Raw genomic sequence first — 12,304 nt, 5'->3', positions numbered from 1 at the left:
ATTGATCCTCTATGGTGTAAGTCTTATTTTACAGCTGATATGCCCAAGTAATTTTTCGATCAACAAGGACGTCACCATGAAACTGCTTGTCGTGGACGAATGCTGCTTCACCCGAGTCGGAATCGACAACTATTTTTCTGACCATGTTTTCGTTCAGACCACCTGTTGCCACAGCATTGAACAGGCGATGCCGCTACTGAGCAGTTACCAGCCGAGCCACATCCTGGTAAACCTGACCAAGCATTGCCGCTATAACGACGATGATACCCAACTGCAGGCTTTTATTGAGGCCAGCCCCTCGGCGCTGCTGTTTATTTATCTGGACACGCCTTATCCCTACAGCGAAACGCCGATGCGCATCACTGATAACGCCTTCCTGTTCAACAAAAGTATTTTGCCCGTTACCCTGCGCATGCTGAGGGAAAAGCCTGTTGCAATGATGGATGCTGGCGTTGAACATTCCCTGTTCAGCCCGCAAGAACTGACGGTGATGAAACACTGGATGGCGGAAATGCCGAATTACCGTATCGCGAAAAAGCTGCAAATCAGCTCACACACGGTTTATGTTCACAAACGCCATATCACGGAAAAAATCAACGCCCGCAACCGGTTGGAGTTTTACTCTCTCTATAACGTACTGCGTTATTTCTACCCGCCAAGCGCGCCGACCGCCCCAATGTCGCTGTCCCTGCTGGCCGTATAACTTGTTCAAAGAGGTGAAACTCACCTCTGATCCCACACTTTGCCCTTTCACAGTATTAACGTTGGCTACAAAAATACTATAATCAGCGGTCCTAACCTTTTGGCTGCTTAGAATGCTAAATAAAATACTGTCGGCGATCGTCAACAATGTACGCGAACATCTGGTGCTGTACCTCTGTCTGTGGCTACTGGTGCTAGCGCTTGATGTCTATTTCTTCTTTATGACCTGAATGACCTGACTCAAGGCGCTACGCCAACCAACCTTCCCCGTTTGTGTTTCAGGCGTTTCTGAGTCCCCGGCAGATTGTCGTCACGGACACACTACGCGCCCGCTCTCCCCCTTCCTGATTTTTCTTTACTCCGAGGTGACTTTCTTGCCCGGCCGACCATCGCCGAGGATAATGGCCATTTTATGCCCCCCTTCAGTGGTTTCCAGCGCAATGCGGGCAATAATAGTCAGCGGTACCGAGAGCAACATGCCTACCGGCCCCATCAGCCATCCCCAGAAAATCAGCGAAAGAAATACCACCAGCGTCGACAACCCCAGCCCTCGCCCCATGATCCTCGGCTCCAGCATATTGCCAATCACCAGATTGATCATGATAAAGCCCCCCGCCACCACTAACGCATCACCAAAGCCGTTAAACAACAGGGCCTGAATCAATGGAGGAATGGCGGCGATCACCGAACCTATATTGGGAATATAATTCAGCAAAAATGCCAGTAACCCCCAGATAAATGCAAAACGTACGCCGACCGCAGCAAGGAACACCCAGACAATAATCCCGGTCGCCAGACTGATCGCCGTTTTGATCACCAGATAACGGGTTACCCCCTCCAGCGCACGCTGAATATTGGCAATCCCCTCACTGGGCTTGTCCAGCGCCTGTTGCAGCTTGTAAGGCAGCAACTGTACTTCAAACAACATAAACACCACGGTCATCAGCAGCAGGAAGATATTGGTCATAGCGCCGGAAAGGTGGCTCAGCAGGCGAGTGACCAGGTTCATCGCTGCGCTTGGGTCGACATACTGCAGCATCGCCACGGTGGACAGGGTTATGTTGAAACGATCGGCGTAATGTTGCAGCTCGCGCAGTTTTTCCATCATCATGCCGCGGTATTGCGGCAATGAACGGGCAAGCTCATTCAACGAAGCACCCAGCATGCCGATAAACAGCATCAGCACTACCACCACGGCCACCACCAAAAAGCTAACCCCCAACACGCGCGGTATCCGCCAGCGTTCGAGTTGCGCCACCAGCGGGTTCAGTACCATCGCCAGAAATACCGCCAGCATGAACGGCACCATGATGTCTGCCGCCGCTTTAATACCGGCCAGGATAATCACCAGCATCGCCAACATAATGGCCAGGCGCAGGCTGCGATCGGTCAAAAGGGTTCGGCCCATGACATTTCCTTTGTATTGATAATCCAGGCCCACAGGGCCGCCAGATGCCTCTTATGTTAGCAAACTCTGCCGCTGCAGCGCAGGTAAACTGCCGATAAACACCAGCCAGCAAGAAAATCCGCACCCTTGCCAAAATCAGACTGGAAATAATCGACGCTCTTTGCTAGCGGATTATTTGTTAAAAAAAGATCGTATTTACGCAAAATGACAAAAGCTGACACAAATAAATAAAAAGCTTTAATTTCAATTAGTAACGGAAAAGTGCATTCAAATGACGATATTCACTACGACGATTTCACTGATTAACTTCCCGCAATCTTCCGCAAATTCACTGACTGATATTCTAAAGAAGTAACATAGTTAAATTTATTATTGATTTTATGTTTCTTAAAGTTTAATTATTGCACCCAGAAAATGATGAATGTAAGGAAACAAGATGCTTTGGAAAAATACCGCCAGCCGTTTTGGCCATATTTCAGTGCTAATCCATTGGCTGGTTGCGCTGACGGTTTACGGCATGTTTGCCCTGGGCTTGTGGATGGTCACGCTGGGCTATTACGATGTCTGGTATCACCAGGCACCGGAAATCCATAAAAGCATCGGTACACTGTTGTTCATCGTCATGGTGGTTCGGGTGATCTGGCGTTTCGTTTCACCGCCGCCAAAACCACTGGCCAGCTACAGTCGTTTTACTCGCGTCAGTGCGATACTGGCTCATATCGCGCTGTATGTCGTGTTGTTCAGCATCCTGATCAGCGGCTATCTGATTTCTACCGCCGACGGCCAGGCGATCAGCGTTTTCGGCTGGTTCGACATCCCCGCCACCGTCACCGGCATGGCTGAACAGGCCGATACCGCCGGCACTATCCACCTTTATCTGGCCTGGACCGTCGTCGTGCTCTCGCTACTGCACGGCCTGGCTGCGCTTAAACATCACTTTATTGATCGTGATGTGACTTTGAAACGGATGCTGGGTAGCAGCGCCGATTAACCTTTGGATTTATGGAGATTGCTATGTTGAAGAAAACCGTACTGGGCCTGACCGCAGGCGCACTGCTGCTGAGCGCCGGTTCCGCGCTGGCTGCCGACTACAAAATTGACAAGCAAGGGCAACACGCCTTTATCGAATTCCGCATCCAGCACCTGGGTTACAGCTGGTTGTACGGCACCTTCAAAGACTTTGACGGCGGCTTCACCTTCGACGAAAAAGATCCGTCCAAGGACAAGGTTAACGTCACTATCAATACCGCCAGCGTCGACACCAATCACGCCGAACGCGACAAACATCTGCGCAGCGCAGAGTTTTTGAACGTGGAAAAAAACAAACAGGCCAAGTTTGAATCCACCGAAGTGAAAAAGAGCGGTGACGGCTATGCCGTGGTCGGTAATCTGACGCTGAACGGCGTTACCAAACCGGTAACGCTGGACGCCAAACTGATCGGCCAGGGTAATGACCCATGGGGTGGCTACCGCGCCGGCTTTGCGGCCAACGGTAAAATCAAGCTGAAAGACTTCGGCATCACTACCGATCTCGGCCCGGCATCGCAGGATGTTGAGCTGATTATTTCTGTCGAAGGCGTACGCGCGAAGTAATACTGCGCGCTATGAGTTGCCTGAAAGGCGACGGGTATAAAGCGCGGCAAAACTGCCGCGCTTATCATTGGCTCAACTTGCTGGGCCTTCATCCTCGGGTGCCGGAATGTGCATCGTGGTCTGCAACAACCCTTTCGACTTATTGAAAATCTTGATGCCATTTTCACGGCCGGCTCGGCGAGCGCGCTGTTCTTCACGCGGCAACTTCAGCTCTTCGCGGCAGATCTCGCTGCAACAACCTTCAAATTTGGCGGCGCAGGTCGGGCATTGAATAAACAATAAATGGCAGCCGTCATTCTTGCAGTTGGTGTGAGTATCGCAGGCGGCGCCGCACTGGTGGCAATTGGCGATCACATCGTCAGAAATCCGCTCGCCCATGCGCTCATCGAACACAAAGTTCTTGCCGACAAACTTCAGCGGCAATCCCTGCTCTTTCGCTTTGCGTGCGTACTCGATAATCCCGCCTTCCACGTGGTAGACGTTTTTGAAGCCGTTATGCAACATGTAGGCGCTGGCTTTTTCACAGCGGATGCCGCCGGTGCAGTACATGACAATATTTTTGTCTTTATTGTCCTGCAGCATCTCAACCGCCATCGGTAGTTGGTCGCGGAAAGTGTCTGAGGGCACTTCGATGGCATTTTCAAAGTGGCCGACTTCATATTCGTAATGGTTACGCATATCCACAAACAGCGTATCCGGATCGTCAATCATCTGGTTGACGCGGTCGGCCTGCAAATACTCACCCACATTCGCCGGGTTGAAGCTCTCATCGTCAATCCCATCGGCGACGATGCGATCGCGCACCTTAAGGCGCAGCACCCAGAAAGATTTACCGTCATCTTCCAAGGCGATATTCAGACGCACCTGATCCAGTGCCGGGTGCGAGGCAAACAGCGCGGCTTTAAACGCGTCGAACTTGTTCTGCGGCACGCTGATCTGCGCGTTGATGCCCTCTTTGGCCACATAAATGCGGCCAAAGACCTTCAGCTTGTCAAACTCAACGTACAGGCTGTCGCGAAACGCTTTGGGATCGTCGATGGTGAAGTATTTATAAAAAGAAACTGTGGTGCGTGGCTCTGTTTCCGCCAGCATGCGCGCCTTCAGTTCCTCATTAGAAATTCGGTTATGTAACACTGGCATGGTGTACTTTCCTGTCTTTCGGGAGGTGGCTTATTTTGAACGCGCAGGCCGCAGGCCCACGCGCGGCGCACATAATACCCGAAAATGTCGCTCAAAACAGCATTAGCCCGGCGGCAATGTTTAACGCTGGAAACTTGACGCCGGTCACAAACCCCGATAAGCCTAAGGGTAGTTTTCTTTCTCTTTACCACGGATCCGGAGGACGTCATGAGTCAGTTATTTACCCCGATTTCACTGGGGGAGCTGGATTTACCCAACCGTATTATTATCGCCCCTATGTGCCAATATTCTGCCGACGAGGGCAAAGCCACCGAATGGCACACCATGCATCTTGGTCAGTTGTCATTGTCCGGCGCAGGGTTATTGATCGTCGAGGCCACCTCAGTCGCGCCTGAAGGGCGCATCACACCCAGCGATCTCGGCCTGTGGGACGATGCTACCGAGCAGGCGCTGGCGCAGGTGGTGCAGGCAGTGAGAAAACACGCCTCCATGCCATTAGGCATTCAACTCTCCCACGCCGGCCGCAAGGCCTCCTACGGCATTCCCTGGGAGGGCGGCGGGCAGCTCAACGCCGCACACGGTGGCTGGCAAACCCAATCCGCCTCCACTTTGCCCTTCTCACCGCATGATGCCCCCCCTGCGGCGATGAGTCTGAACGATATCGAACGGTTGAAAGCGCAGTTCGTTGCGGCGGCAAAACGCGCCGATCGCCTGGGCTTCGAGCTGATAGAGTTGCATGGCGCACACGGGTATCTGCTGCACCAGTTCCTTTCCCCCCTGGCCAACCAGCGCAACGATCAATACGGCGGCTCGTTGCAAAATCGCATGCGCCTGCTGCTGGAGATTTTCAATGAAGTGCGCGCGGTGTTCCCGGCGGAAAAAGCGCTCGGCGTGCGGATTTCCGCCAGCGATTGGGTGGAAGGCGGTTGGGATGAACAGCAATCGGTGACGCTGGCGAAAGCGCTGAAAGAGTTGGGTTGCGATTATATCCACGTTTCCAGCGGCGGTCTTTCGCCTCAGCAGAAGATCCCGGTCGGCCCGAGTTATCAGGTACCGTTTGCCGAAATCATCAAACGCGAAAGCGGCCTGCCAACTATCGCTGTGGGACTCATCACCGAGCCGGAACAGGCTGAAGCGATTGTCTCCACCGGCCAGGCGGACATGGTGGCGCTGGCGCGCGGCATTTTGTACAACCCGCGCTGGCCGTGGCACGCCGCCGCCAGGTTAGGTGAAAAAGTCAGCGCACCGCCACAGTACTGGCGTTGCGAGCCCCACGTATTGAAAGGGCTGTTTAAAAACGACTGACAGACACGACTTGGGCGCTCAGCGCCCAAGTCGACATTCGGTAAAACCGGAAATCACTATCCCCGCCAACAGCGCCCCTCCCGCAACCGCCAGCAGAGGGTTAAACTGCAGGTGCGCGCCCAGACTGCCCAATAATGCCCCAAGGATCAGCAGCCCAGAACTTAACCATGATGCCCACATAACTCCCCCCTTCTGAATAATTGCGCGGTCATGATACGCATCTCTTGTGCGCGGACCTTATCCTTTAGAGCGATTTAGTCGAATTAATAATCATGTCATGTCCAGTCATCACTTAAAATGATGTATTAATGCGGTGTCTTTTCACGTTGCGCGAGAAAAATGTCACAATAGTGGTTATAAACGGCAGAAAAACCAGGGTGAATAAAATGTCCGTCTGAAGGATAAACCCTGCTATTACTCTGTTATTATTGTTAAATGACTGCTTCTAAGCTGAGAACACATGACTCAAGTTCCTTCTTTTAATCGCACTTTATTGCACCCGCGTTACTGGCTTACCTGGTTCGGTATTGGCCTGCTTTATTTGCTGGTATTACTGCCTTACCCGATTATTTACCGCCTCGGGACCTCACTGGGCCGTTTTTCCATGCGTTTTCTCAAGCATCGCGTGGCGATTGCCCGGCGTAACCTGACGCTGTGCTTCCCTGATATGCCGCAGGCCGAACGCGAAGCGCTGCTGGTGCAAAATTTTGAGTCCGTCGGCATGGGGCTGTTTGAAACCGGTATGGCCTGGTTTTGGCCAAACTGGCGTATCGAGCGCTGGTTCCACGTCAGCGGGCTGGAACACATTCAAAAGGCACGCGACAACCATCAGGGCGTTTTGCTGATCGGCTTGCATTTCCTTACGCTGGAACTGGGCGCACGTATCTTTGGCATTCATAACCCGGGCATCGGCGTTTACCGCCCACACGACAACAAGCTGATGGACTGGCTGCAAACCTGGGGCCGCATGCGTTCCAACAAGTCCATGCTGGACCGTAAAGACGTGAAAGGCATGATCCGCGCGCTGAAACAGGGTGACATCATCTGGTATGCGCCGGATCACGACTACGGCCCGCGCAGCAGCGTATTCGCCCCGCTGTTTGCCGTAGAGAAGGCAGCTACCACCACCGGCAGCTACATACTGGTGCGAATGGGCAAACCGGCAATCATTCCCTTTACCCCGCGTCGTCTGCCGGATGGCAAAGGTTATGAGTTGATCATGCAGCCGGCAGTGGAAAACTTCCCGCTGGACAATGAGTTCGTGGCCGCCGCGTTTATGAATAAAGTGGTGGAAAAAGAGATCCTGATGGCGCCCGATCAGTACATGTGGTTGCACCGCCGCTTCAAGACCCGGCCCGAAGGCGAGCCTTCGTTATATTGACTACAACCCGCCTGATGGCGGGTCATTTTGTGCTCTGGGTATTGAGAAACGGGGATAATGGTGAGAGGGTAATCATCCTGATCGTACTCAGTATTTTCACCCTGGAGCCGTTATGTATATCGTTAGTCTGACTTACCATCGCCCTATAGAAGAAGTTGACAGCCATCTCGAGGGACATGTTGCCTGGCTGAAGAAATATTTCCAGGACGGTACCTTCATCGCCTCCGGACGTAAAAATCCGCGTACTGGCGGTGTGATTTTGGTGAAAGGCATTGACCGTGCGCAGTTGGATAGCATCGTGGCACAGGATCCGTTCAACGCCGTGGCCAACTACGACATTACCGACTTCACCCCCTCTACCACCGGCAAGGGTTTTGACGTGCTCGCCGGGCTGTAAGTCCCTCTAAATTTCAGGTTGCCGCCAACGGCGATGCCGTTTGATAACCACCGGCATATTCCGCGCAGCCAGCGCGGAATACCGGCAACGCGTTATTTTTAAAACTTTATTTCATTTTTCGCATAACCCCGCCACATCAATTGATGCTACCCATAATTAGGCGCATACTTACCAGGCTAACTTTCTTGCTTTGCCCCCTGTTTTCGCCTGCGAGCAAAGCGCATCACCTTCTGCAACGGTAATTTATGGCTTCGGTACCAGAACCTGTAAACTGGAAACGTAACTTGTTCGTCGCCTGGCTGGGATGCTTCCTCACCGGGGCCGCCTTCAGCCTGATCATGCCATTCTTGCCGTTATACGTAGAAACGCTCGGTGTGACCGGCCACGAAGCGCTGAACATGTGGTCCGGCCTGGTGTTCAGCATCACCTTCCTGTTCTCCGCCATTGCCTCGCCCTTCTGGGGCGGGTTGGCCGATCGCCGTGGACGCAAATTGATGCTGCTGCGCTCGGCATTGGGTATGTCGATTGTGATGCTTCTGATGGGGATGGCGCAGAATATCTGGCAGTTTTTAGCCCTGCGCGCGGTGCTTGGCTTGCTCGGCGGTTTTATTCCCAACGCCAATGCGCTGATTGCCACCCAGGTGCCGCGCAATCGCAGCGGCTGGGCGCTGGGTACCCTGTCCACCGGCGGCGTTAGCGGCGCATTGATTGGGCCGCTGATAGGTGGCCTGCTGGCCGACCAATATGGCTTGCGACCGGTGTTCTATATCACCGCCGCCGTGCTGTTACTCTGCTTTGTGCTGACGCTGCTGTACGTCAAAGAACAGTTCACCCCGGTGCAGAAAAAAGACATGCTGCACGCGCGCCAGGTCTTCGCTTCGCTGAAAAACCCCAAACTGATACTCAGCCTGTTCGTCACCACCATGATTATCCAGATTGCCACCGGATCAATCGCGCCGATTTTAACGCTGTATGTGCGCGACTTGGCCGGCAACATTCATAATCTGGCTTTTATCAGCGGCCTGATCGCCTCGGTGCCCGGCGTCGCCGCGTTGATGAGCGCACCACGGCTGGGCAAACTGGGTGACCGAATTGGCCCTGAGCGCATTCTGGTATTTATGCTGATTGTCTCGGTGTTGTTGCTGATCCCCATGGCCTTTGTACAAACGCCGTGGCAGCTCGGTGTATTGCGCTTCCTGCTTGGCGCCGCCGACGGTGCTCTGCTGCCGGCCGTGCAAACGCTGCTGATCTACAACTGCACCAATCAAGTCGCCGGGCGGATTTTCAGTTATAACCAGTCGTTCCGCGACGTAGGTAACGTCAGCGGTCCGCTGCTGGGCGCTGCGGTCTCCGCCAGCTACGGTTTTCGGGCGGTGTTTTGCGTCACCGCCCTGGTGGTGCTGTTTAACGCCGCCTATTCCTGGTGGTGTTTGCAACGCCGGACGACACGAATGAGAGAAGACACTCTGCAGGAAGAGCAATAACCGCATTTATCACTCACTGATTCACTTAACGGGGTCTAGTGTCCGTTTACCCTACTTTTCGTATTGATACCTTTTGCCGTTTACCTTTCTGCATCAACCAGAAAAACCCTAATGTAATTACCTGTTTTTAAAAAAGTAATTAACTTTTAGCACAATAAACCCGCTGTCAATGACATTCCTTCCCAAACCAACATAAAAACCAAGAAAGGAGATGTTTGTCGACTTTTCATCTAAAAAATGGGATACAGGGACTAGACAAAACCACCATCCAGTTATCAAATGGTTAAATAATATCACGCCAGATGTAAATCACTGGCCAAGTGAAAAAAGGTCGCCGCGCTTTCCACGGTTAACGGGCGCTACGGCTGCGGTTTTGTCGGGTAATCCGCATTGGGTGGATCACCTTCCTTAAATACACATACATACCACAGTATAAGCCGCATAAGTGCGGCGCATTTTATTGGGAAGACGTTATGCAATCCTCTGTTAATAACCAAGAAAGCCGGACCTTCTTCGGCCATCCTTATCCGCTGGGTTCCCTGTTCTTTACCGAAATGTGGGAGCGGTTCTCGTTTTACGGCATTCGCCCATTACTGATCCTGTTTATGGCCGCCACGGTCTATGACGGCGGCATGGGGCTGGCACGCGAAAACGCCTCGGCGATCGTCGGTATTTTCGCCGGCAGCATGTATCTGGCGGCCTTGCCGGGCGGCTGGCTGGCGGATAACTGGCTCGGTCAGCAAAAAGCGGTGTGGTACGGCTCCATTCTGATCGCGCTCGGTCACCTGTCGATCGCGTTGTCTGCCGTCATGGGCAACAACCTGTTCTTCATCGGCCTGATGTTTATCGTGCTGGGTTCCGGCCTGTTCAAAACCTGTATCTCGGTAATGGTCGGCACCTTGTACAAAAAGGGCGACAACCGCCGGGACGGTGGTTTCTCGCTGTTCTATATGGGCATCAACATGGGCTCATTCATCGCCCCGCTGATTTCTGGTTGGCTGATCCGCTCTCATGGCTGGCACTGGGGCTTCGGCATCGGCGGTATCGGGATGTTGGTGGCGCTGGTGATCTTCCGGGTATTTGCCGTTCCGGCAATGAAACGCTATGACAGCGAAGTCGGTCTCGATTCCACCTGGAACAGCCCGGTCGCCAAGAAAAACGGCGTCGGTGCCTGGTTAATCGCATTGGCCATCGGCGTGGCGGTGATCGTCACCCTGATCGCACAGGGCGTGATCGTGATTAATCCGGTGGCGGTGGCCAGCATGCTGGTTTACGTGATTGCCGCTTCGGTGACCCTGTACTTTATTTACCTGTTTGCCTTTGCCGGCCTGAGCCGCAAAGAGCGCGCCCGCCTGCTGGTGTGCTTTATCCTGTTGGTCTCCGCCGCGTTCTTCTGGTCGGCGTTCGAGCAGAAACCGACCTCATTCAACCTGTTTGCCAACGACTACACCAACCGTATGATTGGCGGCTTCGAGATCCCGGCGGTCTGGTTCCAGTCAATCAACGCCCTGTTCATTATCCTGCTGGCGCCGGTATTCAGCTGGGCCTGGCCGGCGCTGGCACGTAACAAAGTGCGCCTGAGCAGCATCACCAAGTTTGTTATCGGTATTCTGTTTGCCGCTGCGGGCTTTGGCCTGATGATGCTGGCCGCGCAGAACGTACTGGGCAACGGTGGTGCGGGCGTGTCCCCGCTGTGGCTGGTGGGCAGTATTTTGATGCTGACGCTGGGTGAGCTGTGCCTGAGCCCAATCGGCCTGGCGACCATGACTCTGCTGGCGCCTGAAAGAATGCGGGGTCAGATGATGGGCCTGTGGTTCTGCGCCAGCGCGCTGGGTAACCTGGCGGCCGGTTTGATTGGCGGCCATGTGAAGGCCGATCAGTTAGAAATGCTGCCGAACCTGTTCGCCCGTTGCTCGATTGCGTTGCTGATCTGCGCCGCAGTCCTGACGCTGTTGATCGTACCTATCCGTCGCATGATGGAAAACACCCAGGGTAAAAGCGAACAGAAACCGGCCACCAACGCCTGATCGCCGTTCCACTTTGCCCTTCAGCCAGCGCCCGGTGCGCTGGCTTTTTTTATTATCCCCACGCCTGCCGTTGCAGCACTATGCGGTAACCGTCCAGGTCTTCGAAGGTCTGCCCGCAATTATCCCAATAAGGGTTGTAAGAAACCACGTGCCGAAAGCCGGCGGCCAGCATACGTCGACATCCTGCGAGCCAATCCTCTTCCTGCGGCAGATAAAACACCAGCAGGTGATCCTGCGTCGGCGCCAGCCCCACCTTTACGCCGCGATGGTGGGTAAACTCCAGGTGATAACCGTGCTGCGGATGCCCGACCATTACGCCGTCAAAACCCTGGTGATCGGCAAATTCCCCCAACCGTTCGAACCCTAATCCCTGACAGTACATCGCAGCGATTTCCTGCAGACGATCGGTCGGGCGGGCAATACGCAGCACCGCATTGGTTATCGGCATTATTTTCTCCGTATCATGATGAATTCATACAGTGCCATGCCCGCCAGCATCGCCGCCACGAACAGCCAGCCAGGTAACGAGCCCGCTCCCGCTAGCACCCACGCCGGCCCGGGGCAGATACCCGCCATTCCCCAGCCAATGCCGAACAGCGCGCTGCCCGCCAGTAAACGGCGATCCAGACGGCGATTCGTGGGAATGAGCAACGTCTCGCCCAACAGCGTTCTCTGTCGACGCCGGGCCCAAAAAAAAGCCGGCGCCGCTACCGCAATCGCCCCCACCATAACCAGAGCCAGCGACGGATCCCAATGACCGGTAATATCGAGAAAGGCCAACACTTTGGTCGGGTTGGCCATTCCGGCGACAATCAAGCCCAAACCGAAAATGACCCCGCTCAACAGCGCAAATAAAATCCTGAACAT

Annotated in this window: 14 protein-coding genes; 9 read left to right on the top strand and 5 right to left on the bottom strand. The window is 53.9% G+C overall.

From position 1 onward, the window contains the following. Positions 1-76: 76 nt before the first annotated feature. Positions 77-703, top strand: a complete 627-nt coding sequence (locus tag ACTJJ1_RS03165) for a LuxR C-terminal-related transcriptional regulator (RefSeq protein ID WP_004943023.1) — start codon at positions 77-79, stop codon at positions 701-703. 112 nt (positions 704-815) lie between these two features. Continuing rightward, the gene (locus tag ACTJJ1_RS03160; RefSeq protein WP_006324655.1) at positions 816-932 is read left to right on the top strand and encodes a DUF2770 family protein; all 117 of its coding nucleotides are present in this window, start codon (positions 816-818) and stop codon (positions 930-932) included. 125 nt (positions 933-1,057) lie between these two features. On the opposite strand, the gene ACTJJ1_RS03155 is transcribed toward ACTJJ1_RS03160, so the two are convergent. After that, positions 1,058-2,110, bottom strand: a complete 1,053-nt coding sequence (locus ACTJJ1_RS03155) for an AI-2E family transporter (RefSeq protein WP_440832343.1) — start codon at positions 2,108-2,110, stop codon at positions 1,058-1,060. Positions 2,111-2,546: 436 nt separating this feature from the next. On the opposite strand from ACTJJ1_RS03155, the gene ACTJJ1_RS03150 reads away from it, so the two are divergent. Beyond that, a complete protein-coding gene (locus ACTJJ1_RS03150) occupies positions 2,547-3,101 on the top strand; it encodes a cytochrome b (RefSeq protein WP_006322539.1) in 555 nt (184 codons plus the stop codon). Positions 3,102-3,124: 23 nt separating this feature from the next. After that, entirely contained in the window at positions 3,125-3,703 is a 579-nt protein-coding gene (locus ACTJJ1_RS03145) for a YceI family protein (protein WP_004943016.1), read from the top strand. Between the two features lie 72 nt (positions 3,704-3,775). Here the strand turns inward: ACTJJ1_RS03145 and trhO are convergent, their stop codons facing one another. Further along, positions 3,776-4,843 carry an oxygen-dependent tRNA uridine(34) hydroxylase TrhO gene (gene trhO, locus ACTJJ1_RS03140; RefSeq protein ID WP_004943014.1) on the bottom strand — a complete coding sequence of 356 codons (1,068 nt, stop codon included), beginning with the start codon at positions 4,841-4,843 and terminating at the stop codon, positions 3,776-3,778. Between the two features lie 207 nt (positions 4,844-5,050). Between trhO and ACTJJ1_RS03135 the strand changes: the two genes are divergently transcribed. Next, positions 5,051-6,148 carry an NADH:flavin oxidoreductase/NADH oxidase gene (locus tag ACTJJ1_RS03135; protein WP_440832340.1) on the top strand — a complete coding sequence of 366 codons (1,098 nt, stop codon included), beginning with the start codon at positions 5,051-5,053 and terminating at the stop codon, positions 6,146-6,148. 18 nt (positions 6,149-6,166) lie between these two features. Here ACTJJ1_RS03135 and ACTJJ1_RS03130 read toward each other — a convergent pair whose 3' ends face one another. Beyond that, positions 6,167-6,328, bottom strand: a complete 162-nt coding sequence (locus tag ACTJJ1_RS03130; RefSeq protein WP_006324651.1) for a hypothetical protein — start codon at positions 6,326-6,328, stop codon at positions 6,167-6,169. Between the two features lie 280 nt (positions 6,329-6,608). On the opposite strand from ACTJJ1_RS03130, the gene ACTJJ1_RS03125 reads away from it, so the two are divergent. From ACTJJ1_RS03125 to ACTJJ1_RS03110, 4 genes are all read left to right on the top strand, one after another. Further along, the gene (locus ACTJJ1_RS03125; protein ID WP_004943010.1) at positions 6,609-7,529 is read left to right on the top strand and encodes a Kdo(2)-lipid IV(A) acyltransferase; all 921 of its coding nucleotides are present in this window, start codon (positions 6,609-6,611) and stop codon (positions 7,527-7,529) included. A gap of 112 nt (positions 7,530-7,641) precedes the next feature. Further along, the gene (locus tag ACTJJ1_RS03120; protein WP_004943006.1) at positions 7,642-7,926 is read left to right on the top strand and encodes a YciI family protein; all 285 of its coding nucleotides are present in this window, start codon (positions 7,642-7,644) and stop codon (positions 7,924-7,926) included. A gap of 245 nt (positions 7,927-8,171) precedes the next feature. Beyond that, on the top strand, positions 8,172-9,410 hold the full coding sequence (gene mdtG, locus ACTJJ1_RS03115; protein WP_020438835.1) for a multidrug efflux MFS transporter MdtG: 1,239 nt from the start codon (positions 8,172-8,174) through the stop codon (positions 9,408-9,410). Between the two features lie 473 nt (positions 9,411-9,883). Then, positions 9,884-11,437, top strand: coding sequence for a peptide MFS transporter (locus ACTJJ1_RS03110; RefSeq protein WP_020438834.1), 1,554 nt, complete (start codon positions 9,884-9,886; stop codon positions 11,435-11,437). 52 nt (positions 11,438-11,489) lie between these two features. On the opposite strand, the gene ACTJJ1_RS03105 is transcribed toward ACTJJ1_RS03110, so the two are convergent. Both ACTJJ1_RS03105 and ACTJJ1_RS03100 read right to left on the bottom strand, forming a co-directional pair. After that, the gene (locus ACTJJ1_RS03105) at positions 11,490-11,885 is read right to left on the bottom strand and encodes a VOC family protein (RefSeq protein ID WP_004942999.1); all 396 of its coding nucleotides are present in this window, start codon (positions 11,883-11,885) and stop codon (positions 11,490-11,492) included. Next, complete coding sequence (locus ACTJJ1_RS03100; protein WP_004942998.1) at positions 11,885-12,304, bottom strand: YeeE/YedE family protein; 420 nt, start codon at positions 12,302-12,304, stop codon at positions 11,885-11,887. The genes ACTJJ1_RS03105 and ACTJJ1_RS03100 overlap by 1 nt, the downstream gene beginning before the upstream one ends.

It is taken from the genome of Serratia sp. 22264 (assembly GCF_052045345.1).
In the GTDB taxonomy this organism is placed as follows: domain Bacteria; phylum Pseudomonadota; class Gammaproteobacteria; order Enterobacterales; family Enterobacteriaceae; genus Serratia; species Serratia plymuthica.
This window is presented reverse-complemented; position numbering and strand designations above follow the sequence as displayed.